We start from the raw sequence: 26020 nt of genomic DNA, 5'->3' as shown, positions 1-26020 counted from the left end.
AATTAAAATTTTATTCCTTTCACTACTGCACTTTCCGTCTTTTCCATTAATGCAGCAAAGTCATATTCACTTACCGCTAATGGCTTATGTAATACAAAGGTAAGGCGATTTCCTAAACCTAAAGGAAAAAATCCAAACTTTACCACTTTCCAAGAGTTGTTGATACTGATCGGAACAACATAAGCCGTTGGAGTGTTCTTACATAATATTTTCAAACCAGTTTGTGCAAACTCTTTTGGTTTCCCTGTTTTACTGCGGGTTCCTTCGGGGAAAATTACTGCTGAACGGCAGTATTTTTCGATATAATTAGCCAACCCTTTAATTGCAGGAATTGCCTGTTTTGGGTCTTTTCTATCAATTAAAACAGAACCTCCGTGACGCAAATTAAAGGAAACACTTGGAATTCCTTTCCCTAATTCTTTCTTACTTACAAATTTACAATGAAATCTACGTAAATACCAAATCATGGCAATGATATCGTACATGCTTTGATGATTGGAGACAAATATAATAGGTACATTTTTTGGAACTCCTTCTATATTTTCAAAATGGAAAGTAGTTCCTAGAAGATTAGTACATTTCAACAAAATGAAATTCATGTAGTCCACACTCTTTTTATGAGCTTGGTATCCAAAAACATTCAAACAAACCCATTGAATAGGGTGAAAAATGACCAACGTAAGACCAAATAATAAATAATAAATTACAGATATCGGATACGATATTATCTTTTCCATGCTTAAAAAATTAGCGACAAAAGTAGGAAATTATATTTTTACCGCTATTTATTTTCGAAACAATAATAGGTTTATGGTTTATACCGATTATGTATTCAATGATAGTCCAATAAAAATTAGACTATTTTCATACTATATCGGCATCATACTTTACATTTTCTAACTAATAAATAACTATAATTAGTATTAATTGTACCTTTGTCTGCTTTAATCCCTGTCTTTTAATACAAATGAATTTCACTTATCCAAAGAAAGAAAAACTAAAAAGTAAGATCACAATTGGCCTATTGTTTTCTGAAGGGAAATCAGTTTCAAAATACCCATTGCGACTCGTTTACCATTGTGGACCGATAAGTGATGGATCGAAAATTAAAATGGGAGTTTCTGTTTCTAAAAGGAACTTTAAAAAAGCGGTGGACAGAAATTATTTCAAACGTCTCCTTCGCGAGACCTATCGTCTAAACAAACACATCCTTATTGACAACCTAGACCAACCCTGTTCTTTCATGTTTTTTTACCAGACGAAAGACCGCTTGTCTTATGCAGAAATCAACACTAAGACCATCCAATTATTTGAGAAATTTATAGCTCAAAACGCTAAAAAAGAAGCCGTGGAAGTAAAAGACGATTCTGAAAAGGAATAATTCTTCCTTATTTTAAACCAATGAAAATGAGAATACTCGTCTTCGCTCTTAATAATTCATGATTTATTGCTATTTTAGTACTCCTTAAATAAAGATCATGATTTCGATACTGAAAAAAAAATATATCCTTCCTGTTGTTGCCTCGGGCTTATTGTTTCTAGGTGCTAGTTTTAAAGACGACTTTTTCGAAATTGCAAAACAAATCGAAATATTCACAACACTTTTCAAGGAATTGAACACTAATTATGTGGACGATGCAAATCCTGGCGAATTAATGGATAGTGCCATCAAAGGCATGTTAGCGAGTCTAGATCCTTACACCGTCTACTTCAACGAGCAGGATGTGGTAAAGTTTAAAATTAACAATACTGGAGAATATACCGGAATTGGTGCTCTAATTACTAGAAAAGATGATAAAATCATTATACGCGAGATTTACAAAGATTTCCCTGCCGATAAAGCTGGTTTGAAGCCCGGAGATGAAATTATCCAAATTGGCGATGTCCTTTTATCTGATTTTAAAGATGATGCATCTCAACTGATGAAAGGCGCTAAAAACACTAAAATCGACGTGAAATTCAACCGTCAGGGAAAAACAAATACCGCACAAATTGTTCTTGATGAAGTCGAAATAAAATCGGTAGTGTTTTTTTCGAAAATAGACGAAAAAACAGGCTACATTGTTTTGGCACATTTTAATAACAAAGCCTCCTTTGAAACCAAAAAAGCATTAGAAGAACTAAAAAGGCAAGGCGCTGACCGAATTATTTTAGACTTAAGAGGAAATCCTGGCGGACTGTTGCATGAAGCTGTAAACATTTGCAATCTATTTGTACCAAAAAACGAAGTTATTGTAACTACAAAATCGAAAAACGAAAAACACAACAACACATACAAAACAATGATGGAACCAGTAGATACTGAAATTCCGTTGGTAATTCTTATAAATGAAAGAAGTGCTTCGGCATCAGAGATTGTTTCAGGTGCCTTACAAGATCTAGATCGCGCCGTGGTGGTGGGAAGCCGTAGTTTTGGAAAAGGACTGGTTCAAAAACCAATTGATTTAACATACAACACCCAACTAAAAGTAACGATTTCAAGATATTACACGCCTTCCGGCAGATGTATTCAAGCTTTAGACTATGCTCATAAAGACAAAGATGGCGTAGCGACTAGAACCGATAAAAAAAATTATAACAGCTTTAAAACCCGAAAAGGAAGAACCGTTTATGACGGTGGCGGCGTTTTGCCAGATATTCAACTGGAAGAAACCAAAACCAGCACCATTGCCAAAGCTTTACTGAACAACGACGGGATTTTTAATTACGCTACCGATTATTATTATAAAAATCCAAATTTGGGCTCACAGATACCTACATTTTCAAATTCGGACTTTGCAAACTTCAAACAGTTTTTAAAAACCCAAAAAATCTCTTTCGATACAGAAACAGAAAAGGCATTAAAAAATACTTTGGCTGTAGCCAAAAAAGAAAATATAGACGCTACTATTAACACCGAATACCAACAACTTCTTTCGGCCCTTCAGAAAAGCGAAGAAACCTTATTAGATAAAAACCAGGAAGAAATTAAAGGTTTAATTGTTGACGAAATTATTAAGCGATACCAATATCAAGAAGGACTTTATCAGTATTATGTAAAAACAAATTCCGAAATTAAAAAATCAGTTAGCATTTTGAACAATACAACTGAATACAACAGCATCCTGAAAAAATAGCACTTTACGATAAGATTATTAGTACTGATTGAATTAAAAGCAATACTATTTGACTTTTGAAAATGCTATTATAAATCATAACCACAAAATTGTCATTCCGTCTCGTTCCAAAAAACGAGACGGAATGATAAAATAAATATTTAATTTTGGGTAGGAAAATTTTATCGTAATTTCTATACTAAGATGTTATAATTACTCTCTTTTCATCTCAATGTGTGGAATATCGTCTTCCAGATACATTTCGCTGCTTTGCACAAAGCCGTGGCTTTCATAGAATTTCTTCAAATACAACTGCGCACCAATGGTTATTTTAACCTCATCGTAATGCTTAGCAATTCCGGCGATCGCTTCGCGCATTAAATCATGTCCCCATTTCCTGTCACGGTAATTAATATCTACCACAACTCTACCTATCGAAGCGTTGTCAAAACTAATTCCAGCCTTAAAAAGGCGTGCATGAGCCACAATTTTACCTTCAAATTCACCAAAAAGATGCAAGGCAAACTTGTCTTTGCCATCAAGATCAAGATAGACGCAGTTTTGCTCCACTACAAAGATCTCACTTCTTAATTTAAGCAAATCGTATAACTCATTTACTGAAAGTGCCTCAAAAGGCTTTGTTTTCCATTGTATTGCCATGGATAGTTTTTATATTTAAATTTTAGTAATTTTTTTAACCTACAGCTCCTTCTTAAATATTGTAACTGATTTAATGATGGATTCTAATTCCTGCATTAAATCTCTTTTTTCTTTGGATGGAGAATAACAAAACCCCTCTAGAAACAGCACTCTATTACTTTCTTCATCAAAAATAGCATAATTAATAAAAGGCCCAGACATGAAATCATTCCTTAATTCCCAATTTCCCTTGGTTTCATAGGTAAGTTTTCCGTCGAGTTTGATCTTAAAAAAGTAGGGAGAGTAGGCTTCTTCGGTAATCATATCAGTATCAGGTTCTTTACCGTGAATGTATAAAGCGCCAATCGAATCTCTGGTTTTAATGATATTCGAAACCAAATTAGCCTTATTTTTTATAGCAGAAAATGGAACTTGGTAAATTAATAAACTGGTGTTCCCACTTATTAACTCTTTCTTCAGCCAAACAAAATTAGAATCCTGAACCATATATTCATAATCCGATGGGATATCTAGGGCAATATTGAACTTTTTACTAATAATCTTAGGATCAAGGAGCGACTTTTTATAAAGTCTTTGGCATTCCTCAATTTCAGTCTGTCTGATAATTTGAATGATTTGAAAGGTGTTTTTTTCAATAATTTTTAAAATATCAGCAGTAGTTTTCCCGGAAATATGGAAAACATTTTGGGGAGTAGCATATTGATCTTTATTTATTTCAAATTTATTCTTATCTTCTTTTTTTACGATAATGATGTTGCGACTGTCCGTCATAAACCCTTCCATAAGTTTGGCGGGATATTGATTTATGGTAAACAGAGGCTCTTCTTGAGGCAACCCAATTACTGGAGCAGCAAACTTATTTCGTAGGCTGTCCCCTACCTCGCCATTCCACAACTGATCATCAATAATTACAGAGATATTATTGATTTTTCCTGTTGCTTTTTGAATAACATCAGTATTTTCCTTTTTACAGGAAAAAAACAGAAGAGCAATAAGTAGAAATAAAAAATGGGCTTTATTCATTTTAAAATATTTATGAAATAAAACCCAAATTTATAGAAGTTAAACATATTATCCGCTAATTTTTAATTTCATTCCAGGTTTAATATTTTCATCGCGAATATCGTTCCACTTTTTAATATCGGATATTGTTACTCCAGGATATTTTTTGGCAATGCTATACAAAGAATCGCCTTTTTGAACATAATAATTACTTGCTGTTTTTTTATTTGCATTGTCTTTTTTCTTAAATGAATCTACCGAAGCTTGAGCCGTATTAATCGCGATTTCATCTTTGGCAACAATCAAAACTTTGCCTAAAACGACGTTGTTACCTGATAACTGATTCCATTCTTTTAAATCATTTACAGAAGCACCGAATTTCTTGGCGATATTTCCCAGATTGTCCCCCATTTTGACGGTATACTCAATATCTTTACGTTCAAGTTCTGCAACAGCTTCCGTTTTTTTGTTGGTAATTACTTCGGCAACCATCAAAGAAGCGCCTAATTGAACTGTTGTACTCGAGAGATTATTCCACTCTTTAATTTCAGCCACTGTAACATTGTTTTTTTGCGCAATACTATTTAGATTATCCCCTTTTTGAACAACGTATACAGTCGCGGCTTTCGTCGATAAAGTATCAGCCTTAGTGTCTTTTTTATTGTTAACTTCCTTCCCTGCTTTTATGTCAACAGCAGCAATTTCTACTTTAGCTTCTTTCTTAATTGCCTGAGCAACACTTTCTGTAGAAATGATTTTTAGCGTTTTTCCGTAGGCGATGGTATTGCTTCGTAGTCCGTTCCATTTTTTAATTGTGGCAACATCAACATCATATTTGTTGGCGATTGAACCCAGATTATCTCCACGTCTTACCCTGTAATATTTTGTTTTTGATCGAGAAATCGTTTTTGTTACTGTATTACTTTCATCATTTTTTGCAACTGCACTTGAATGTTGGAAAGGGTTTTCCTTGCGATCGATTTCGTGTTGAACATAAGCATACATTTTATCTTCATTAGAAACGAAAGTCGCAATTTTTTCTCGCGGCAATCTTATATAATGATTCTCATCATGATAAAAAGGAACCACATTTAGTTTGTATGATGGATTTAATAATTGCAATTGCGAAACCGGAACATCTAATAAATCAGCAATTTGCTTGAATGACATTTGCTTTTTGATCATTATAGTATCTGTGGCAAAGTGCTGCACCACTGCTTTATCCGCTTTTATTCCATGTTCTTTGTGGTATTCGTATAAATACATGGTTGCTAAAAAAGCAGGAACATACCCTTGCGTTTCTTTTGGTAAGTATTTTCTAATGTCCCAATAACTCTGTTTTCCTCCTGATCGTCTGATTGCTTTAGACACATTCCCTGGTCCTGAGTTGTAAGATGCTAATACCAATTCCCAGTCTCCAAAAACAGCATACATATTAGACATGTACTTTGCCGCTGCAGCTGTCGATTTTAAGGGATCACTGCGTTCATCTACATAAGAATCGATCTTTAAATTGTATTGTTTTCCGGTGTGATACATAAATTGCCAAAGTCCGGTAGCTCCCATTCTAGAAACCGCTTTTGGGTTTAATGCTGATTCGACAATGGACAAATATTTTATTTCTAAAGGCACGTTTCCTTTGGCAAAAGCCTCTTCAAACATGGGGAAATAATATTCAGACATTGCCATTAATCGTCCAAATGATTGTTTGCGGTACTTTAAAAACGATTTAATTACGTTTTCTAGACTCTCATTGTAAACAATCTTGAAAGGCGATTTGGCATTCATGGCCTCTAACCTTGATTTCAACAATTCTGTCGACAATTCATAATCTACCTTCGTGTCTAAATTGATGTTTTCAATATCAGACGTGATGTCGTTGTATAGTTCTAGATTTGTCAATTCCTTCATCCATAAACTGTCTATTTGAGCAGCCATTTCATTTTTAACGAAGGTCTTTTTGATAGAATCTAAATAAGATAGATTTGTCTCTATACTAACAATTCCATCACTTTCTACAACTTGTTGCGAAAACGAAGGAATTGATGTTAAAAAAATGAAGGATAGTGCGATATTTTTTATAGTCATATTATTGTTGTCAACATCCTTAATTCTAAACGATTAAGGACTGATTATTTTTACAAACTTAATATGTTATAACTAATATAATCACTAAAAATTGTTAAAAATGAAATCTTTAGTCCAAAATGGCTGCTATTCCTGGCAATACTTTACCCTCAAGCATTTCTAGCATTGCGCCTCCACCTGTAGAAACGTAGCTCATTTTGTCCTCAAGTCCAAATTGTTTTACTGCTGCTACTGAGTCACCACCACCTACTAGTGAGAAAGCACCTTTTGCAGTAGAAGCTGCGATAAAATTCCCCAATTCGATAGTTCCATTTGCAAAACTTTCCATTTCGAAAACTCCTAATGGTCCGTTCCAAAGAATCGTTTTAGACTCCATAATTACTTTTTCAAAGTTGGCTAATGATTTTGGTCCTGCGTCCAAACCTTGCCATCCATCAGGAATTTCTTTTACATCAACAATTTTTGTGTTTGCTGTATTTGAAAAATCATCTGCTGCAACAACGTCTACAGGAATGTGAATTTGCACTCCTTTTTCTTTTGCTAATCTTAAAATTTCTAATGCTAATTCTTGTTTGTCATCTTCACATATTGAATCACCAATTTTTCCTCCTAATGCTTTTACAAACGTAAATGTCATTCCACCACCTATGATCATGTGGTCCACTTTATCTAGAATGTTTTCAATAACAGTGATTTTTGAAGACACTTTCGATCCACCAAGAACTGCTGTTACTGGTTTCTCGCTATTTTTTAATACTTTGTTCAAACTCTCTATTTCTTTTGCCAATAGCAATCCGAAGCATTTTTTGTTTTCGAAAAATTGAGCAATGATCGTAGTTGAAGCATGTGCTCTGTGCGCAGTTCCAAAAGCATCATTTACATAAATATCTCCTAGAGCAGCTAATTGTTTTGCAAAAGCAACATCTCCAGCTTCTTCTTCAGCATGGAAACGCAAGTTTTCCAATAATAAAACCTGACCTGGCTGTAATTCAGCAGCTGCATTTTCAGCTTCTGTACCAATACAGTTTGAAACAAAATTAACCGGTACTCCAAGAACTTCAGAAGTTGTATTTAAAATATGTTTTAACGAGTATTTTTCTTCAGCTCCATTTGGTCTACCAAGGTGAGACATCAAAATCACACTTCCACCTTGCGCTAAAATTGCATCTATTGTAGGTTTTGCCGCTTCAATACGAGTAGCGTCGGTAACATTGAAATTTTCGTCCAAAGGCACATTAAAATCAACACGTATTATTGCTTTTTTATTTTTGAAATCGAAATCATTTAAAGTCTTCATCAGGTATATTTTTAATTTATTGTTTTTTGAAAGTGTAACAAATATAGAACTTTTAGAGTATTACTATATTCGAAAAAGTCAAAAACTAGTGATTATTCGTAACGAAAACGATGTAAATCAACAACTACTTTATTCTTTTTATATTGAATGTGATTATTATTTAAAAAAGACACGGGAAGTCAGTCAATCCAAATAACAAGAATGCACCGTCTTTTCCAATCCTTATATTAAATAAACTTTGCCAACTAAAATTTTAGACTAACCCAATTTCTTCTATCTTTGCTTTATGCAATTTTCAGAAATATTAGGGCAAGAACACATTAAAAATCATCTGACACGCAGTGCCGATTTGGGTAGAATCCCGCACGCACAATTGTTTGTTGGCCCAGAAGGTTCGGGGACTTTGCCTATGGCGATTGCCTATGCCCAATATATTTTATGTAGCAATCAAAACGGAGAAAATACAGGTAGTAACCAAGCCTGTAATCTAAAGTTCGAAAAAATATCACATCCTGATTTACACTTTGCCTACCCTACTGTAACGACTGAAGAAGTGAAGAAAAACCCAAAAAGTATTGATTTTATTACTGATTGGAGGCAATTCATAACTCAAACTCCTTATGGTGGTTTATTTGATTGGTACGCCATATTAGGCGTTCAAAACAAGCAGGGCGAAATAAGAGTGGATGATGCTCAGGAAATTCTAAAATCACTATCTTTAAAATCATACGAAGGCGGTTATAAAATTATGATTATTTGGATGGCCGATAAACTAAACATTTCTGCTTCCAATAAATTATTAAAACTGCTAGAAGAACCGCCAGAAAAGACGGTTTTTATTTTGATTACTGAAAATGAAGAGGATTTAATTCAAACGATTCGTTCCCGTTGCCAGATTTTACATTTTAATGGTTTGAGTGAACCAATTATCGCAGAAGCGCTGGTGGCTCGAGAACAAGTTGATCCAAAAATAGCGGCAAAAATCGCACATCAGGCACAAGGGAATTATAACATTGCCTTACATTTACTTCGCTCTGATGACGAGGAACATCCATTTGAACAATGGTTTGTAACTTGGGTTCGAGCGGCATTTAAAGCAAAAGGAAACGCTGCTGCGATTCAAGATTTGATTCTTTGGAGTGAAAAAATTGCTGCATTGGGAAGAGAAACACAAAAGAAATTTCTTCAGTTTTGTATCGAAATGTTCCGTCAGGCTTTAATGATGAATTATGAGACTAAAGGTTTAGTTTATTTTGAACCAAAAGTCGAAAAATTTAAACTAGAAAATTTTGCTCCTTTTGTAAATGGGAATAACATTCACGATATTTTTAAAGAACTCTCCGATGCCATGTATCACATTGAACGCAACGGAAGTGCAAAAATTATTTTAACAGATTTATCAATCAAACTCACTCGTCTAATCCATAAAAAATAACCATATGAACAACGTTGCCTCCATTTTAATATTAATTTTTTTAGCAATCTCTTTTCTGCAATCCGGTTATGACAAACTGTTTTATTGGAAAGACAATATCGCTTGGTTAAAAGGTCATTTTGCAAAAACTCCTTTACGAAACAAAGTGCCTTTGGCATTAGCGAATATCCTAGTTTTAGAATTGATATCTGGAATTTTATGTATTGTAGGTTGCATTGAATTATTAATTAATAACGGTAGACTATTTGGATTTTACGGAGCAATTTTTTCTTGTATCACTCTAATAATGTTACTATTCGGACAACGATTAGCAAAAGATTATGACGGAGCAAGAACCATAGTAATCTATTTTATACCTGCAGTAATGGCCGTGTATTGGTTAAATTAGAAATAAAAAATTAAGAAAAGTAATTACATTGACATATAAAATGAGACCAAAACATCCTTCAGAATCATTGACTATACTAACAGATTTAGTGTTACCAAGTGAAACAAATCCATTGAATAATCTTTTTGGTGGTGAATTACTAGCGCGTATGGATCGTGCTGCAAGTATTGCCGCAAGAAGACATTCGAGAAGAATAGTGGTTACAGCATCAGTAAATCATGTGGCTTTTAATAGAGCTATTCCGCTAGGAAGTGTGGTAACTGTTGAGGCCAAAGTTACAAGAGCTTTCAAGAGTTCGATGGAAATTTTTATCGACATCTGGGTAGAAGACAGAGAATCTGGAAATAAAACCAAGGCTAACGAAGCTATTTACACTTTTGTTGCCGTCGATGACACAGGTAGACCAGTAGAAGTACCCCAAATAATCCCAGAAACAGAATTAGAGCAACAGCGCTTTGATGCTGCGCTAAGACGCAAGCAATTGAGTTTACTATTGGCAGGAAAAATCAAACCCGCAGACGCTACAGAATTGAAAGCATTGTTCATGTAAGAATTGAGAATTTAGCACTGTCTTTTTAGAAGAAATCCAAGGATTTAAAAATAATCTTGAAAGGGAATTTTCACATCATAAAAAGAAGTATTTTTACGATAAGGTACAATTGCTTTTAAATAAAACTAACTGTGTAAAAATACACGCTGTTAGCTTGTTACAGATAGAAAAATAATACATATAGATGAAAGAAAAAGTAGAAAAAGTAAAAGAGAAAGAGAAGATGAGTACAGAAAAAGAAGCAAAATTAAAAGCGCTACAACTTACCCTTGACAAACTAGATAAAACCTACGGAAAAGGAACGGTTATGAAAATGGGAGACAAAGCCATTGTTGAAGTAGAAACTATTTCTTCAGGGTCTTTAGGAATCGATTTAGCATTAGGTGTTAATGGTTATCCAAGAGGTCGAATAATCGAAATATACGGTCCAGAATCATCTGGAAAGACTACACTAACGCTGCACGCTATTGCAGAAGCTCAAAAAGCAGGTGGAATCGCCGCTTTTATTGATGCCGAACATGCTTTCGATAGAAATTATGCTGAAAAACTAGGCGTAGATATCGAAAACCTAATTATTTCTCAACCTGATAATGGAGAGCAAGCATTAGAAATTGCTGAAAACTTGATCCGTTCAGGTGCAATTGATATTGTGGTTATTGACTCCGTTGCTGCTTTGACTCCAAAAAGTGAGATTGAAGGTGAAATGGGAGATTCTAAAATGGGTCTTCATGCGCGTTTAATGTCTCAAGCGTTAAGAAAATTAACAGGAACAATCAGTAAAACAAATTGTACCGTTTTCTTTATCAATCAATTGAGAGAGAAAATTGGTGTAATGTTTGGAAATCCAGAAACAACTACCGGTGGAAATGCATTGAAGTTTTATGCTTCGGTACGTTTAGACATTCGTCGTTCTACACAAATTAAAGATGGTGATAACGTTCTTGGTAACAGAACAAAGGTGAAAATTGTTAAAAACAAGGTAGCTCCACCTTTTAAAATCGCTGAATTTGATATCATGTACGGTGAAGGAATTTCAAAAACAGGAGAGATTTTAGATCTTGCTGTTGAGTTTGAAATCATTAAAAAAGCAGGTTCATGGTTTAGTTACGGTGAAACTAAATTAGGACAAGGACGTGATGCTGTAAAATCTTTAATAAAAGACAACCCAGAATTAGCGGATGAACTTGAACTAAAAATTAAAGCTAGAATAAAAGAATTAGCTGACGCTTAATAGTTCTTTATGGCAAATAATAAGAGATGCTCGGATACTATTCGAGCATCTTTTTTTTAGCTATTTATCACTTTTTAGAAAGAAAAAATACTTTTGAAGCAACCTTTTCATTTTGTAATCATCTTGTATATGATTATTAACTTATAAATTAAAAAAATGAAAAATTTAAGATTAAAAGCAGCGGCATTAGTATTATTTGTAACAGCTGGATTAGCTTCTTGTAGTAATGACGATGATACGCCAACAATTGTAACTAAAAAGACATTTGTAACGGAGGTAACTGGACCTACAACAGCAAAATTAAATGAAGAAATTGCTCTTGAAGTAACGTATGCAGTAGAAAACAATTGTGGAGTATTTAATAAATTTATTGAAACTTCTGCAGAAAAAACAAAGACTATTGAAGTTGAAACAAAACAAGAAGGAACTACTTGTGACACCACTCCAGCTACTAAAAAAACAACTTACAAATTTAAAGCTGCAACTGAAGGAACTTACATTCTAAACTTTAAAAAATCAGAAACAGAGTTTGTAACGCAAACCATAACTGTAAGCGCTGCTTCATAATTCTTTAAAAGAGGTTGTTATTCACTTAACAACCTCTTTTTTTTACAACCTTTGTATCAATTTTAAACGAATAATTTTTCTCAATTGAATATAAAATTAAACCAATTAAAAAAAAAAGCGCTTTTCTAACGCAACCTTTTATACAAACTAGCATCTATGAAAAAGTGGGCGGATTATTTTCTAATAAAACTCCCTTATTTATAATAAATTAAATTATTGAAAAGATGAAAAGAATTATTTTACTATTAGTAACAGTAACAACTTTTTTAAGTTGCAGTATCAATGATGATTATCAAGATAATTATCAATATGAAGTTCTAGCTATTGAGAGCTATACACTTCCTGAAAGCTTCCAATTAGGAAAAACCTATGAAATTAAATTGAAGTATCAAAAACCTACAGCATGCCATTTATATCAAGGAATCTATTATGCTAAAGATTTAAATACTAGGACAATTGCAATACAAGCTGCAGTAAAAAACAATGAAACATGTACTACCGAAGTTCCTGCTGAGTCAGAAGTTTCTTTTAATTTTAGTGTAACAAATACAGGAACTTATATTTTTAAGTTTTATAAAGGAAAAGATATTGACGGAAAAGATTTATTTGAAGAAGTAGAAATTCAGGTTGTAGACTAAATATAGTATAATTCTGTGGTATTAGAACAAATAATTAGTGAATGTAAAAAAAAATGCCCCAAGGCTCAAGAACAACTATATCTATTGTTTGCGAAGAAGTTCTTTGGGGTATGTTTAAAATATTCAGCCAGCTATGCAGATGCGCAAGACAATCTACAGGATGGTGTTCTAATTATTTTTCGAAAAATAGAACAGTACAGTGGCAAAGGTTCTTTTGAAGGCTGGGCCAAAAGAATACTGATAAATAATGCACTCCAAAAATACAAAGGAGTTCGGTTTATGGAGGTTGTAGACGATACAATTGAAGATGTACAAGCTGAAGTTGACGACGAAAACATCTCTCTCGAATACCTAATGCAAATCATTCATGAATTACCAGATCAATATCGAATTGTTTTTAGTTTGTATGTACTCGATGGCTATTCGCATAAAGAAATAAGTGAAATGTTAAACATTTCGACAGGAACAACAAAATCAAATCTTTTTAGAGCACGAATGATTTTGAAAGAAAAAATAGAAATTATTACTGAAAATAAATACGAATCATCGGCAAAATGAAAAATAAAAAAAACATAGACCGATTGTTTCAAGAAAAATTCAAAGATTTTGAAACAGAGCCCAATGAGCAAGCTTGGTTAAACATTAAAGCTGCTTTGCAGGAAGAGAATAAGGAACGAAAGCTACTACCAATATGGTTTAAATATACTGGTATGGCCGCTGCTTTATTTTTTTGTTTCTTTGCTTTGAATACTATTTTCAAAACGAGTAACGAACCTAAAAGTCCTATCATTTTAGATTCTGAAATTGTCATAACTCCCCCATTACGTACTGATTCCATTGCTACTAAATCAACAAACGATGCCAAAGAATCACAGCCACAAAAAACAGCCCAAATAGCATTGTCTGATGATGAGCAAATAAAAGGAAAAAAGCTACCTCCGGCTTCTAAAAAGAGGAAACAAAAAAGCAAGGCTAATGCAACTGTACATAAAAATAAGGCTACCGCTTTTCAAAAAGAACCTACATTTATAAACGGAACAACCGCCCAAGATCAAGCTATTACTGAAGAAAGCAATCCAAGAAATGCTTCGTCAACAGCATCTCTTTCGAAAAAAGATAATAACGAGATCATTTTAAAAGATAAAAAAGATTCTAAAATTGCTGAAAGTAATATTGAAGCAAAACAATCTGGTCCTAATGAGCTTGAGGAACTTCTTAAGGCAAAAGAACAAGTTGTTGTTAATAAGACAAAAAATAAATGGGAAATAGTGCCAAATATAGCCGCTATGTATATCAATACAAAGGCTAGCGGCTCAGCAATCGACCCGCAATTATCTACCAACAATAAAACCGCCGATAACGGCTTTAGTGTGGGAATTGGGATAAACTATGCTTTGAGTAATAAACTTGCCTTACGTTCAGGAATTAATGCGTTTTCAGTGGGATATAACACTAATGACGTTGCTTATGCAGCTGGATTAAATACACACAGCTTAGCCAACGTTAATTATACCTCAAATGAATCCATAGAAATCCTAAATCAAGCAAGTTTTAACGGACTAACTTTGTTGGAAAAAGATTTACAAAAAACTAGTACAGGTTCAATCAATCAAAAAATGGGCTACTATGAAATTCCAGTTGAGCTTTCCTACGCAATTTTAGACAAAAAATTTGGTATCAATATCATTGGTGGTGTTAGTACTTTGTTTTTGAATCAAAACGAAATTTCCTTAATTGCTCCTCAGGCAAATGTGAAATTAGGAGAGGCAAGCAATTTAAATACAATACATTTCAGCACTAATTTTGGACTTGGCTTCGAATATGAATTTGTGAAATCATTCCAAATTAATTTTGAACCGATGATCAAATACCAACTGAATAGTTATTCTAATGATTCGAGTAATTTCAACCCTATTTACATTGGATTATATTCCGGTATCAGTTACCGTTTTTAAATTACTGCTTTCAAATTCTACTAACTGATTGTAGATTACATCCCGAACTTCCTCTCTGATCTGTCTTCTGTCAGCTCCAGTTTTTCCAAGAGTTTGAATTTGGGGATGAATTTTTACGCGCATTAATCCGGGACCTCCACTGAAAAAAGTATAAGAAAGTCTCTTTTTATTGTCAGCGAAAGTGATAGGGACTATCGGAATTTGGTGTTCAATCGCCAGGCGGAAAGCTCCGTCCTTGAATGTATCTAAAAGTAGGGATTCATCATTTGGAACACCGCCTTCTGGAAAAATGCAAACACTCAACCCGCGGTCTAATCTTTTTTGTGCCTCATTAAAAACTTTCATTTTGCTTTTAGAACAACCTCTGTCCACTAAAATACAGGTTCGTTTGTAGAAAAAACCAAATAAGGGAATCTTACCCAACTCCGATTTTCCAACAAAAACAAAAGGATTTTTTACCGTAGCAAGCATGAGCATAATATCGGCCATCGAAGTATGATTGGCCACAATCATGTAGCTTTTATTGGGTTCAAAAGTTTGATTTTTTTCGATTTTATAATAAAACCCCATTCCGAAGAGTATGAATTTCGCCCAAATTCGCGACATTTTAAAATAATAAGGATAGCCTTTTTCAGAAATAATGGACAACACTAATAATGGCAACATAACCACTATGGGAATAGTAAATAATACATAAAACCACATACGCCATAGAGTCCAGAAAATTATTTTTATTCCTTTCATAAGCCCAAAAGTAAGGAATGCAATGTTATCTTCATTATAAAATTTCGAATTATAGGATAAGTATATTGACTGATATTACGCAGAGATGCGCAAAGAAAGAGTCAAAGATGCACAAAGTCTATGGTTTTATCAGTCTTGGCCTGTATCCAATATCTTTTTACTCTGTTAACCTGCAAGAGAATTTATTGCAATAATTATATTTCGCATATATCCACAAATTAAAATCATAGCTATACACCAAAAAAACTACAAATCTTCACGAATTTTCTTTGCCTTTAACCTCTGAGAAGCTTTGCGTAAGTTTTTTAATTTTACCACAAAAAAATAAAAAACTTTGCGAACTTTGCGAATTAGAAATAAATCAAAATGGCAAAAATACTTACAGGCGTTCAAAGTACAGGAACTCCACATCTTGGAAACTTACTTGGCGCAATTATACCGGCAATACAATTATCGAATAAGCCTGAAAACGAATCATTCCTTTTTATAGCTGATTTACATTCGATTACGCAAATAAAAAATGGCGAAACCTTGCGTACAAACACCTACAGCACAGCATCAGCTTGGTTGGCTTGTGGACTAGATGTGAACAAAGTAGTTTTCTACAGACAGTCTGATGTACCGCAAACAGCAGAATTGTCGTGGTATTTGAGTTGTTTTTTCCCTTTTCAACGTTTGACATTAGCACATTCATTTAAAGATAAAGCGGATCGTTTAGATGATGTAAACGCAGGTTTATTTTCGTATCCAATGCTGATGGCAGCCGATATATTACTTTACGATGCTGAGTTTGTTCCAGTCGGGAAAGATCAATTGCAACATGTTGAAATCACCCGTGATGTAGCCTCAAGATTCAACCACCAGATGGGCGAAACCTTTGTACTTCCCGAAGCTAAAGTTCAGGAGGACAGCAAGCTAATTCCCGGAACCAATGGCGGAAAAATGAGCAAATCAGCCAATAACCTTATCAATATATTTTTGGACGATAAAACGCTTCGCAAACAGGTGATGAGTATTGAAACCGACAGCACGCCACTGGAAGACCCGAAAGATCCAGAAACCTGTAACGCATTTGCAATCTATAAATTATTAGCTAATGAAGATCAACTGGCCACTATGACTGCTAATTACTTAGGCGGAAATTACGGTTATGGACACGCCAAACAAGCTTTGTTTGAGTTAATCTGTGAAACATTCAAAACAGAAAGAGAAAAATACAATTACTATATGAATAATCTCGAGGAAGTAGATTCGTTATTGAAGATAGGTGCTGGAAAAGCAGCTGCAGTTGCTAATGGTGTTCTTGCGAGAGTTCGAGAGAAATTAGGATTTGAGGTTTAATCTTTAAATCTACTTATATGCAACCCTTTCCCTTCAAAACGGAAAGGGTTTTGTTTTTTTAATTACAATTCTTTACTTTCATCCCCTTCTCGGTTTAAAACCCTGAAGGGGATTTTATATAAAATCAAATCGCCTCAAATAATTTTCCCGGTAAGGGCCTAATCACGCCCTTCAGTTCCATATTCAACAGCATTCCTGAAATTTTATAGATGGGAAAATCACAGCGCAAGGCAATTATATCCATAACTTCTTTACCTGTTTTCAACAGATAATCGTATACTTTTTGTTCGTCGTCGTCTAGGCTCACAAACAATTGTTTTTGTACTGATTTAGATTCCTTCTGAATGTCCCAATTGAGGATATAAACTAAATCAGCTGCGCTGGTGAGTACGTTTGCTTTTTGGGTTTTGATCAGGTTGTTGCAACCTTGAGAATACTTATCAGTTACTCGACCAGGAACCGCAAAAACATCACGATTGTAATCATTTGCAATGTTAGCCGTGATCAAAGAACCACCTCGATCTGCTGATTCTATTACAATCGTAGCTTCACTCATTCCCGCAACGATTCGGTTGCGACGCACAAAATTTTCTTTGTCGGGATTTGAGGAACTCCAAAATTCCGTTATAAATCCGCCATTCTCCTCTACTTTAGCTACATACTTTTTGTGAGTTTTGGGATAGATTTGGTTTAAACCATGAGCCACCACTCCTATCGTTTGTAAATTCTGTTCCATTGCCAACTGATGTGCAACGATATCAACACCATACGCAAAACCACTCACGATCACAGGATCCAGCGGAGCCAAATCCTCTATCAGCTTTCGACAGAATTCCATACCATAAGAGGTGACTTGACGAGTCCCCACGATGCTGATTATTCGACGATTTTTTAAATCAATTTTTCCAGAAGTAAACAATAACAAAGGGCCGTCGATACAATGTTTTAATCGTTCGGGATAACTCTCGTCTTGAAAATGTGCTACGTTAATGTCATTTGAACGTATAAATTCCAATTCTACATTTGCTTTATCAAAAACAGCTTGGTCTTTTAGATTTTTAAGCGTCATCGAGCCCACACCATCAATAGCGGCAAGTTGGCTTGTTTTGGTTTTAAAAACTGCCTCGGCACTGCCACAATGCGTGAGCAGTTTTTTGGCCATAATATCACCTACGCCCTCCACTCTTTGCAAAGCCAATAAATAAAATAAATCTTGTTCTGTCATGCTAAATATTTGTAGTTGAAATGTATAAAAAAATTACGCAGATTGTTAATAAAAATTGTGAATAAAATTTTGATAACTATTTTCATTGTATAACTTTGTCTGTATGAACATCGAACCTTACATCGCGCAGCTTTTATATCGTTATCAATGTGTTACCGTTCCTGGATTCGGTGCATTTTTGACTGAAATCCAATCGGCACAGTGGATTGAAAGTGCAAATTCATTTTTTCCTCCAAAAAAGATGATTTCTTTCAATGCCAATCTGAAAAATAACGATGGCCTTTTAGCCAACCATATTGCCCAGGCAGAAAAAACCTCATACGACTATGCCGTTAGTGCTATTCAGTATGAAGTTTTGAATTGGAAAAAAGAATTGGAGGCAAAGGGTAGTTTTTCGATAAAAAACATTGGAGACATCAGTCTTAACGCTGACAATAATATTGTTTTCAAACCATCAGATCAGACCAATTATTTGTCGAGTTCTTTCGGTTTAAGCGCCTTTGTTTCTCCAGCTGTAAAGAGAGAAATTTTCGAACAAAAAATCGAAGCTCTAGAAGAAAATACTGTAATCACTTTAGACACTGAAGAAAGAAGCAGTCGTTCGTACCTTAAATATGCAGCAATTTTTGTTTTAGGATTAGGTTTAGTAAGCAGCGTGGGTTATACCTCGTATCAAAACCAGATTGCTACTGAAACTGTTTTGGTGGAAAAATCAGTTCAGAAACAAGTAAATAATAAAATTCAAGAGGCTACTTTCTTTATAAAAAGTCCAATACCAGCTGTAACTCTTTCTGTAAAAGAAAGCAAAATGTCCTATCATATTATGGCAGGCGCTTTTAGAGAGGAAAAAAATGCTGAAAAAATATACAAACGTCTTTCTGACCAAGGTTACAAAGCCAGACGCATTGGTATTAATAAATACGGTCTATACCCTGTCCTTTATGGTAGTTATGCCACATTTGCCGAAGCAGATAAAGCGAAGCGAGAAATCCAGAAAAATGACAATCCAGAAGCTTGGCTTTTAATAGAATCACTATAAAATAAAACCGTAATGGTTTAGACTACCCCCAAAAAGCGAAAAGCTATTTGGGGGTATTTTTTTGGGAGCAATTTCCAGCTAACCGCTATATCTCTTGTAGTCTCAAAAAAGAGGAGACCATAATAGGATGCCGCTATTATCTGGGCTAGGCAATTGAATAACGACACGAATATCATTCCAAATAATGCATTTTTAACCAAGATAGGCGGAATTGTATTCCGTGCCCACACAGTAAAGACACCGTTTTCTGGCACGGATTGAAAATCCGCTATCTATTCGTGTACAAAATTATCAGCGCAGCCGAGAGTTGCAGATTTGTTTGATTAGATTCCTCCTACGTCGGACTCGAAGGTTTCCCCGAATAGGCGAAGAAATGACTAGTTACCGCTAAATTGATCCAAGAAAACCAAACTTTCTCCCCGATAGTCCCGAAGCCTCGAGAGAAAATCCTTTTCTTTTTTTATTAAAAAAGAAAAGATTGCAACGTATAGCGGGAGGATTCGTTCTTAAAAACCGTAATCAATGTGCTGCTAAAAAGCTAAAACTAAAAACTAATTCAAAGTCGCTTTATACATTCTGGCTTCGTCCCAAGTAAATTTACCGCTGTTTTTCTCCATTAATGCGTTTAGCGATTCCTCTTTATAACCTTGGAAAGCTTGCGCTAATGTCTGAATTTTATCCTCGGGTAAAACGTCCGTAATAGATACGGCTTTGGTTTGTATAAGCTGGACAAAATGCGAGTAAATAGTTTGTATTGTTAGCACTCTAATGGTAGCAATATCAGCAATTGAATTTTTTTCTACCCACAACTCATAGGTTTCCTGAACGGTCGATTTTTTAGGTGCTTTCTTGGTCCCTTTTTTAGAAGTATAGCGTTGCAAGTCGGCTTCGTCCTCGATCAAGGTGATATTTGCTTTCTTAAATTGGTTCTGAATCGCTTCAGTTTTTCTACTGATATATTTCTTGATCTCGTTAGAGGTTAGTTTTTCCTTCGAAATAGGTTCGCCTGCGACAACGGTTTCTATCAATAGCTTGGCTTTCATCAATCGCAAAACGGCTTTGGTTTGTAATTCTTCGAGCACGATAAGTTCGTCATAATATGCCTTGCTTTTCTTGACGCGCTTCACTTCCTCCAGTTTCCAGAGGATTTCAAAAACTAGCTCGTCCATGGGTTTTAAGAAATAACCAATAGCAGCTTCAATCCGCTCAGAAACATGAATTAAATCGACGGTTTCATTATTGAATATTTTATTGAGTTGGCCCATGAATTTTTTGGATGGATCCAAAAGAGAATCGATGGCTTCCATTTGCTTTGTTGCCCAAAGCGCATGTTTGGATTTAGCAGAACTTTCCGACTGCTCACCATAACTATACTTGTGGTTCCGCCATTCCTGAGCTAGATTAGCCCAGTCAAAACTGTGCATCAAATAGTTATGAATGAAATTCTTAGTTTCAAAATGCAGCGAGTTCTTCAACAATTCTTCTGAAGCCTTGTTTAAAGAGTAATCCATGACATCTTGGTCATTAGAAATGCCGTTCATACGCAGCGGAGAAAGCAAAATAAGCCCTTCTAAGGAACGCAAACGAGATAAAGCAACATACGCTTGTCCTGGCATAAAAACTTGTGAAACATCGATTGCAGCCTTGTCAAAAGTTAATCCCTGGCTTTTATGCACTGTAATCGCCCAAGCTAACTTGATCGGATAATGTACAAAAGTCCCTAAGACCTCCTCCTCTATCTCCTTTGTCGCAGGATCGATTTTATAACGAATGTTTTGCCATTCGTATTTTTCAACTTCTATGGTTTTATCTTCTTCGGGAAAATGAACCAGAATTTCCTGGCTCGAAAGTGATTTTATAATTCCCATTTTTCCGTTGAAATAGTTTTTTTCGAAAGAAAGATCGTTTTTCACAAACATCACCTGTGCGCCTAATTTTAACTGTAAACTTTCCTCTATCGGGAAAATCTTCTCTGGAAAATCGCCTACGATATCAGGTTTATAGGTAATCAACTCCCCTTTTAAATCTTCCAAAGCTTGTGCGTTCATAGCATCAGCCTTGTTGTTGTGGGTCGTTAGCGTAATATAGCCTTTGTTATTTTTTAAATCGAAATCAGGTTTAACATATTTGTTCAATGCCTGAACATCGGCTGCTGTAATCTGATTGTTCCGTAAATTATTCAAAACCGAGATGAATTCGGTATCCGTTTGACGGTATATTTTTGATAACTCAATATACAATGGCGGACTTTGTTGTACCGCATGCGAATGGAAAAAGAATTTTCCTTTGTAATAATTCCGCAGCGTACGCCATTCCTCATCTCGAATGACCGGAGGTAATTGTAATAAATCTCCGATAAATAATACTTGAACACCTCCAAAAGGAGTTGCGTTCTTACGCACTGTTTGCATCATGTAGTCCATAGCGTCCAGCAAATCAGCGCGTAGCATACTCACTTCGTCAATGACTAGTAATTCCATATTTCGAATAACCGATTTCTTCAATCCGCTCATTTTAAAATGGCGACGTAAAGTATCCTTAGATTCAAATTTTACGGTATCTGTAAACTGAGAATCGACACCAAAGGCAGGAATAAATCCACCAAACGGTAACTGAAACATAGAATGAATGGTAACACCACCCGCATTTAAAGCAGCAATACCCGTAGGCGCCACGACAACCGTATTTTTGTGTGTCGTTGCGATGATTTCCTTTAGAAGCGTGGTCTTTCCTGTTCCCGCTTTTCCAGTTAAAAAAACGGAGCGTTGCGTTTGGTTGATGAATTGTAAGGTATAAGCAGCTGCTTCAGAAACGGTTTGCATTAGGCGTATATATTTGAGGAAAATAAAAACGTAAAAGTACGTTATTTCTAAGAGTAAAAAATCACAATTATAATTCGAAAAACAATAAAAAAGCCTTCATTCTAAAGTAAGAATGAAGGCTTTTGAGTTTTATAAAAATAGAAAATTATTTCTTCTCTTCTTTTTTATCTTCCACTTTAGCTTCTGTTTTAGCAGTCGCTTTGTATTTGTCGTTTAATCCTTTAATAATGTCTTTTGTAATGTCAAACTTATCTTCAGCATATAAGATTGAAGCTGCATCACCAGTACCGTAGATATAAGCATAACCTTTTTCTTTACCGTATGCCTTGATGAATTTTTTCACTCCACTTACTAGAGAATCCATTTCTGTACCGCTTTCTTGTTGCAATTGTTGCGCTAATGCTTGTTGTGCATAACTCAATTGTTGCTCTCTTTTTTGCAATTCAGCACCTTTTTTCTGCGCCCATTCTTGTCCGTTAGCTTGTGCTTGCGATTGAAAATTACTAGCATCTTGTTTAAAACGATTAATCTCCGCTTCTAATTGTCGGCCTTTTTCTTCAGACTGTGCTTTATATTTCGCTTCAAGATCTTTCGCCTCTGTATATTCTTTCATTAATTCCGAAGTGTCAACGTATGCCGTTTTTACTTCTTTAACCTCTGCGGTTTTGTTACAAGCAATAACTGAAATAGAAATTGCGATAATTAATAATACTTTTTTCATTTTGGTTTGTTTCTAATTTATGTATGTATAGCAAAAATATAAAAAAATAGATAGTATCCTAAAAAACTATAAAAATTGGCTTAAAATTATACTATCAGATTTTATTATTAATAAAGATGAACTTATAACTTATTCCTATAAAAATCGACTTCAATAGCGACTAAATGAGCTGCAAACTAAAAATAAGCAACACAAATATTAGTTACGCGGAAAATCATAGCTTAAATAGGGCTAAAATTCAATTTAGTTGTTTTTTAGAACGTAAATATGGGACGAATACTCAAAATTTCGCTTGGCTCTAATATTCGACTGCAATCCGATGAAAAATGCTTTAATAAAATTCATTTTTCCGTATTTGTACTTTTCTGACAACAGACTCACATAAAAAGAGTCAAATTTCATAGGAAGTACTTTTTCTAATTTCATGTCTTCTTTTTCGAAAAGCAGTTTTATTGCTTTTTTCGAAAAATGCCAGAAATGAATTGGCACATCATAAGCTGCCCAAAAAGCTCCATAATGTTTTGCATCGAAAGATTTAAAATTAGGAACAGCGACAATTAAAGTACCAGAAGGTTTGAGCAACCTTTTTAATTCTTTTATCTGATTATTCAAATTAGGAACGTGTTCTAAAACATGCCACATTGTAATCACATCAAATGAATGACTTTCTAATCCCAAAGTATTTTCAACAAAGGAAACTTCTTTTTTCAAAGCAATTGCTCTGGCTTTATCACTTGGCTCCACTCCTACTGTTTGCCAACCGTTGTCTTTGGCCACAGCCAAAAAATCTCCAGTACCAGCGCCAATGTCTAAAATTCTTCCTTTTTTAGGCTGCTGCGAATTGATAAGATCCAATTTATTTTTTAAAGCAATGCTTTTTACAAAATGATATGCTTTTTCAAATAACGATCGTTTTGAATCTGTATGCGAAATATAATCTTCACTTTCATAATACTTACCCAAGTTTTCTAAGTTTGGTTGCGGAGATGTAATTAACATATCCATTGTTTCATCATGGTACAAATCAAATGTTTCTTTAGAAACAGAATGATCTTTTACAGAGAGGAAATGTTTTTTATTCGAAATATCCATTTTTAGTCATCATTCGCAGTTTTCAGTCTTCAGTTCAATTTTTAAGATAGAAAAACAAATATTAAATTATTATTATTTTAAATTACAATTTTCTTAGTAATAACAAGGCTTTCGGCCGTAGTTTCACGTGGAACATATTTTTAGTATTCAGTTTCCGGAGATCCAATATTTTTTAAACTAAATTTATATCAAGTATCCAAAAAACTGAATACTGAACACTTCCTTATCTTCCCATATAAATCAACAGTACCGAAACATCACTTGGCGAAACGCCACTTATTCTAGATGCTTGTGAAATTGTTACTGGTCGAATTTTACTCAGCTTTTGTTTTGCTTCAATAGACATTGACTTAATTTTTTCGTAATCAAAATCCTCAGGAATTTTCACGTCTTCTAAACGAGTTAATTTATCAGCATTGTTTCTTTCCTTGTCGATATAACCCGAATACTTAACTTGAATTTCGGCTTGCTCTAGAATTTCCTGATCTAAATCATTTTCTTCAACATAATTTTTCACTTTCTCAAACTTCATGATATCTTCCATATCAATTTGAGGTCGAGAGAACACTTTAAACAATTTATCACCTTGAGTAATTAGCGCCGTATCTTTTGATTCTAATATTGGATTCGCTTCTGCAACACTAATACTAGTCTCTCTAAAAAACGAAACCATTTTTTCTGATTCTTTAAGTTTATGCTCCATACGGCGAAAACGCTTTTCAGAAGCTAAACCTATTTCATGCGACATAGGCGTCAATCTGAAATCGGCATTATCTTGACGCAATAAAGTTCTATACTCCGCTCTTGAAGTAAACATACGATAAGGTTCTTCTGTTCCTTTGGTAATTAAATCATCAATTAAAACTCCGATATAAGCTTCATCTCTTTTCAAGATTAAAGGCGCTTTTTCGTGTACTTTTAAATGCGCATTAATACCTGCCATCAAACCTTGAGAAGCCGCTTCTTCATAACCAGTAGTTCCATTAATTTGTCCAGCAAAATATAAACCTTCAACAAGCTTAGTTTCTAAAGTATGTTTTAATTGCGTTGGCGGAAAATAATCATATTCGATTGCATAACCAGCACGAAGGAATTTTACCTTTTCAAAACCAGCTACAGATTGCATCGCCTTATACTGAATATCGGCTGGAAGTGAAGTAGAAAAACCATTCACATACACCTCACAAGTTTTCCATCCTTCTGGTTCGATAAACAATTGATGTCTTTCTTTATCAGCAAAACGATTAATTTTATCTTCGATCGACGGACAGTATCTAGGTCCGAGACTTTTAATTCTTCCATTAAACATTGGCGAACGATCAAAACCTTCTCTCAATATGTCGTGTACTTGCAAAGAAGTGTAGGTCATATGACACGACCTTTGATGAACCAACGGAGTAGTAATATCAGAATAAGAAAATTTATCTGGTTTAGCATCTCCCTTCTCTTCATTCATTTTCGAATAATCTAAAGAACGCCCATCAACTCTTGGAGGCGTTCCCGTTTTCATTCTTCCCGCTTCAAAACCCGCATTAATTAAATCTTCAGTAATTCCATGAGAAGCACTTTCGCCAGCCCTACCTCCACCGAAGTTTTTATCGCCAATATGAATCAAACCGTTTAAAAAAGTACCATTGGTCAGTACCACCGATTTTGCTTTAATTTCGATTCCGAGTGCAGTAACAATTCCTTTTATCTTTCCGTTCTCAATCAATAAGCCTTTAGCCATTTCTTGATAAAAATCAAGATTTGGAGTTCCCTCTAGCATCATTCTCCACTCCTCAGCAAAACGCATACGGTCACTTTGAACACGTGGCGACCACATTGCAGGACCTTTCGACTTGTTCAACATCTTGAATTGAATTGCCGTTCTATCTGATACAATTCCAGAGTATCCACCAAGCGCATCAATCTCTCGCACAATTTGTCCTTTTGCAATTCCGCCCATAGCAGGATTACAAGACATTTGCGCAATGTTTTGTAGACTCATGGTAACCAATAGGGTTTTCGAACCCAAGTTTGCAGCAGCAGCAGCAGCCTCAGAACCGGCGTGTCCAGCACCCACTACAATCACATCATATTCTTCTTGAAACATTTTATTATATTAATTTGACCCGAGATTCGGGGGTA

At 34.8% G+C, this 26020-nt stretch carries 23 protein-coding genes; 12 read left to right on the top strand and 11 right to left on the bottom strand.

From position 1 onward, the window contains the following. Window positions 1-2: 2 nt before the first annotated feature. Window positions 3-737, bottom strand: a complete 735-nt coding sequence (locus tag E0F98_RS06080; RefSeq protein ID WP_132109731.1) for a lysophospholipid acyltransferase family protein — start codon at window positions 735-737, stop codon at window positions 3-5. A 230-nt stretch (window positions 738-967) separates the two neighbouring features. Here E0F98_RS06080 and E0F98_RS06075 point away from each other — a divergent pair, with 230 nt between their 5' ends. Both E0F98_RS06075 and E0F98_RS06070 read left to right on the top strand, forming a co-directional pair. Further along, window positions 968-1381: a ribonuclease P protein component gene (locus E0F98_RS06075; RefSeq protein ID WP_132109730.1), complete on the top strand. Its 414-nt coding sequence runs from the start codon at window positions 968-970 to the stop codon at window positions 1379-1381. A gap of 97 nt (window positions 1382-1478) precedes the next feature. After that, window positions 1479-3116, top strand: a complete 1638-nt coding sequence (locus E0F98_RS06070; RefSeq protein WP_132109729.1) for a S41 family peptidase — start codon at window positions 1479-1481, stop codon at window positions 3114-3116. A gap of 192 nt (window positions 3117-3308) precedes the next feature. On the opposite strand, the gene E0F98_RS06065 is transcribed toward E0F98_RS06070, so the two are convergent. The 4 genes from E0F98_RS06065 to E0F98_RS06050 form a co-directional block, all read right to left on the bottom strand. Continuing rightward, entirely contained in the window at window positions 3309-3755 is a 447-nt protein-coding gene (locus tag E0F98_RS06065; protein ID WP_132109728.1) for a GNAT family N-acetyltransferase, read from the bottom strand. 39 nt (window positions 3756-3794) lie between these two features. Continuing rightward, window positions 3795-4778, bottom strand: a complete 984-nt coding sequence (locus tag E0F98_RS06060; RefSeq protein ID WP_132109727.1) for a DUF4837 family protein — start codon at window positions 4776-4778, stop codon at window positions 3795-3797. A 48-nt stretch (window positions 4779-4826) separates the two neighbouring features. Beyond that, window positions 4827-6845, bottom strand: a complete 2019-nt coding sequence (locus tag E0F98_RS06055) for a LysM peptidoglycan-binding domain-containing protein (protein WP_132109726.1) — start codon at window positions 6843-6845, stop codon at window positions 4827-4829. Between the two features lie 109 nt (window positions 6846-6954). Continuing rightward, window positions 6955-8142, bottom strand: coding sequence for a phosphoglycerate kinase (locus tag E0F98_RS06050; RefSeq protein WP_132109725.1), 1188 nt, complete (start codon window positions 8140-8142; stop codon window positions 6955-6957). 286 nt (window positions 8143-8428) lie between these two features. Here E0F98_RS06050 and E0F98_RS06045 point away from each other — a divergent pair, with 286 nt between their 5' ends. The 8 genes from E0F98_RS06045 (at window position 8429) to E0F98_RS06010 (ending at window position 14906) form a co-directional block, all read left to right on the top strand. Beyond that, entirely contained in the window at window positions 8429-9577 is a 1149-nt protein-coding gene (locus E0F98_RS06045) for a DNA polymerase III subunit (RefSeq protein WP_132109724.1), read from the top strand. A 4-nt stretch (window positions 9578-9581) separates the two neighbouring features. Continuing rightward, window positions 9582-9965, top strand: a complete 384-nt coding sequence (locus E0F98_RS06040; RefSeq protein WP_132109723.1) for a DoxX family membrane protein — start codon at window positions 9582-9584, stop codon at window positions 9963-9965. Window positions 9966-10005: 40 nt separating this feature from the next. Next, window positions 10006-10515 (top strand): acyl-CoA thioesterase, encoded by a 510-nt coding sequence (locus tag E0F98_RS06035; protein WP_132109722.1) that lies wholly within the window; start codon window positions 10006-10008, stop codon window positions 10513-10515. Between the two features lie 223 nt (window positions 10516-10738). Beyond that, a complete protein-coding gene (gene recA / locus E0F98_RS06030; RefSeq protein WP_132109983.1) occupies window positions 10739-11746 on the top strand; it encodes a recombinase RecA in 1008 nt (335 codons plus the stop codon). A gap of 156 nt (window positions 11747-11902) precedes the next feature. After that, window positions 11903-12313 (top strand): hypothetical protein, encoded by a 411-nt coding sequence (locus tag E0F98_RS06025; protein ID WP_132109721.1) that lies wholly within the window; start codon window positions 11903-11905, stop codon window positions 12311-12313. Between the two features lie 224 nt (window positions 12314-12537). Next, window positions 12538-12951 (top strand): hypothetical protein, encoded by a 414-nt coding sequence (locus E0F98_RS06020; RefSeq protein WP_132109720.1) that lies wholly within the window; start codon window positions 12538-12540, stop codon window positions 12949-12951. Window positions 12952-12966: 15 nt separating this feature from the next. Then, window positions 12967-13509 carry an RNA polymerase sigma factor gene (locus E0F98_RS06015; RefSeq protein WP_132109719.1) on the top strand — a complete coding sequence of 181 codons (543 nt, stop codon included), beginning with the start codon at window positions 12967-12969 and terminating at the stop codon, window positions 13507-13509. After that, the gene (locus E0F98_RS06010; RefSeq protein ID WP_132109718.1) at window positions 13506-14906 is read left to right on the top strand and encodes an outer membrane beta-barrel protein; all 1401 of its coding nucleotides are present in this window, start codon (window positions 13506-13508) and stop codon (window positions 14904-14906) included. Before E0F98_RS06015 ends, E0F98_RS06010 begins: the two co-directional genes overlap by 4 nt. Here E0F98_RS06010 and E0F98_RS06005 read toward each other — a convergent pair. Further along, window positions 14877-15650 (bottom strand): lysophospholipid acyltransferase family protein, encoded by a 774-nt coding sequence (locus tag E0F98_RS06005; RefSeq protein WP_132109717.1) that lies wholly within the window; start codon window positions 15648-15650, stop codon window positions 14877-14879. The genes E0F98_RS06010 and E0F98_RS06005 overlap by 30 nt on opposite strands. 366 nt (window positions 15651-16016) lie before the next feature. On the opposite strand from E0F98_RS06005, the gene trpS reads away from it, so the two are divergent. Then, window positions 16017-16991, top strand: coding sequence for a tryptophan--tRNA ligase (trpS, locus tag E0F98_RS06000; RefSeq protein WP_132109716.1), 975 nt, complete (start codon window positions 16017-16019; stop codon window positions 16989-16991). A gap of 124 nt (window positions 16992-17115) precedes the next feature. Here the strand turns inward: trpS and dprA are convergent, their stop codons facing one another. Next, on the bottom strand, window positions 17116-18216 hold the full coding sequence (dprA, locus tag E0F98_RS05995) for a DNA-processing protein DprA (protein WP_132109715.1): 1101 nt from the start codon (window positions 18214-18216) through the stop codon (window positions 17116-17118). Between the two features lie 103 nt (window positions 18217-18319). On the opposite strand from dprA, the gene E0F98_RS05990 reads away from it, so the two are divergent. Further along, window positions 18320-19255 carry an HU domain-containing protein gene (locus tag E0F98_RS05990; protein ID WP_132109714.1) on the top strand — a complete coding sequence of 312 codons (936 nt, stop codon included), beginning with the start codon at window positions 18320-18322 and terminating at the stop codon, window positions 19253-19255. A gap of 551 nt (window positions 19256-19806) precedes the next feature. Here E0F98_RS05990 and E0F98_RS05985 read toward each other — a convergent pair. The 4 genes from E0F98_RS05985 to mnmG all read right to left on the bottom strand — a co-directional run bounded on the left by E0F98_RS05985 (window position 19807) and on the right by mnmG (window position 25985). Continuing rightward, a complete protein-coding gene (locus E0F98_RS05985) occupies window positions 19807-22077 on the bottom strand; it encodes a helix-turn-helix domain-containing protein (protein WP_132109713.1) in 2271 nt (756 codons plus the stop codon). Between the two features lie 145 nt (window positions 22078-22222). Further along, window positions 22223-22798, bottom strand: a complete 576-nt coding sequence (locus E0F98_RS05980; protein ID WP_132109712.1) for an OmpH family outer membrane protein — start codon at window positions 22796-22798, stop codon at window positions 22223-22225. A 243-nt stretch (window positions 22799-23041) separates the two neighbouring features. Next, complete coding sequence (locus E0F98_RS05975; RefSeq protein WP_132109711.1) at window positions 23042-23890, bottom strand: class I SAM-dependent methyltransferase; 849 nt, start codon at window positions 23888-23890, stop codon at window positions 23042-23044. Window positions 23891-24113: 223 nt separating this feature from the next. Further along, complete coding sequence (mnmG, locus tag E0F98_RS05970) at window positions 24114-25985, bottom strand: tRNA uridine-5-carboxymethylaminomethyl(34) synthesis enzyme MnmG (RefSeq protein WP_132109710.1); 1872 nt, start codon at window positions 25983-25985, stop codon at window positions 24114-24116. Window positions 25986-26020: the final 35 nt, after the last annotated feature.

It is taken from the genome of Flavobacterium hiemivividum (assembly GCF_004349145.1).
GTDB lineage: Bacteria > Bacteroidota > Bacteroidia > Flavobacteriales > Flavobacteriaceae > Flavobacterium > Flavobacterium hiemivividum.
The sequence above is the reverse complement of the archived record's forward strand: the minus strand, read 5'-3'. Positions and strand labels throughout refer to the sequence as shown.

Coding starts and splice junctions, on each gene's coding strand:
- E0F98_RS06065 (WP_132109728.1), bottom strand. CDS start 3,755: ATGGCAATACAATGGAAAACAAAGCCTTTTGAGGCACTTTCAGTAAAT.
- E0F98_RS05975 (WP_132109711.1), bottom strand. CDS start 23,890: ATGGATATTTCGAATAAAAAACATTTCCTCTCTGTAAAAGATCATTCT.
- E0F98_RS06035 (WP_132109722.1), top strand. CDS start 10,006: ATGAGACCAAAACATCCTTCAGAATCATTGACTATACTAACAGATTTA.
- E0F98_RS06050 (WP_132109725.1), bottom strand. CDS start 8,142: ATGAAGACTTTAAATGATTTCGATTTCAAAAATAAAAAAGCAATAATA.
- E0F98_RS06010 (WP_132109718.1), top strand. CDS start 13,506: ATGAAAAATAAAAAAAACATAGACCGATTGTTTCAAGAAAAATTCAAA.
- E0F98_RS06070 (WP_132109729.1), top strand. CDS start 1,479: ATGATTTCGATACTGAAAAAAAAATATATCCTTCCTGTTGTTGCCTCG.
- E0F98_RS06020 (WP_132109720.1), top strand. CDS start 12,538: ATGAAAAGAATTATTTTACTATTAGTAACAGTAACAACTTTTTTAAGT.
- E0F98_RS06025 (WP_132109721.1), top strand. CDS start 11,903: ATGAAAAATTTAAGATTAAAAGCAGCGGCATTAGTATTATTTGTAACA.
- E0F98_RS05990 (WP_132109714.1), top strand. CDS start 18,320: ATGAACATCGAACCTTACATCGCGCAGCTTTTATATCGTTATCAATGT.
- E0F98_RS06075 (WP_132109730.1), top strand. CDS start 968: ATGAATTTCACTTATCCAAAGAAAGAAAAACTAAAAAGTAAGATCACA.
- E0F98_RS06040 (WP_132109723.1), top strand. CDS start 9,582: ATGAACAACGTTGCCTCCATTTTAATATTAATTTTTTTAGCAATCTCT.
- E0F98_RS06060 (WP_132109727.1), bottom strand. CDS start 4,778: ATGAATAAAGCCCATTTTTTATTTCTACTTATTGCTCTTCTGTTTTTT.
- E0F98_RS06055 (WP_132109726.1), bottom strand. CDS start 6,845: ATGACTATAAAAAATATCGCACTATCCTTCATTTTTTTAACATCAATT.
- dprA (WP_132109715.1), bottom strand. CDS start 18,216: ATGACAGAACAAGATTTATTTTATTTATTGGCTTTGCAAAGAGTGGAG.
- trpS (WP_132109716.1), top strand. CDS start 16,017: ATGGCAAAAATACTTACAGGCGTTCAAAGTACAGGAACTCCACATCTT.
- mnmG (WP_132109710.1), bottom strand. CDS start 25,985: ATGTTTCAAGAAGAATATGATGTGATTGTAGTGGGTGCTGGACACGCC.
- E0F98_RS06005 (WP_132109717.1), bottom strand. CDS start 15,650: ATGAAAGGAATAAAAATAATTTTCTGGACTCTATGGCGTATGTGGTTT.
- E0F98_RS06080 (WP_132109731.1), bottom strand. CDS start 737: ATGGAAAAGATAATATCGTATCCGATATCTGTAATTTATTATTTATTA.
- E0F98_RS05980 (WP_132109712.1), bottom strand. CDS start 22,798: ATGAAAAAAGTATTATTAATTATCGCAATTTCTATTTCAGTTATTGCT.
- recA (WP_132109983.1), top strand. CDS start 10,739: ATGAGTACAGAAAAAGAAGCAAAATTAAAAGCGCTACAACTTACCCTT.
- E0F98_RS06045 (WP_132109724.1), top strand. CDS start 8,429: ATGCAATTTTCAGAAATATTAGGGCAAGAACACATTAAAAATCATCTG.
- E0F98_RS05985 (WP_132109713.1), bottom strand. CDS start 22,077: ATGCAAACCGTTTCTGAAGCAGCTGCTTATACCTTACAATTCATCAAC.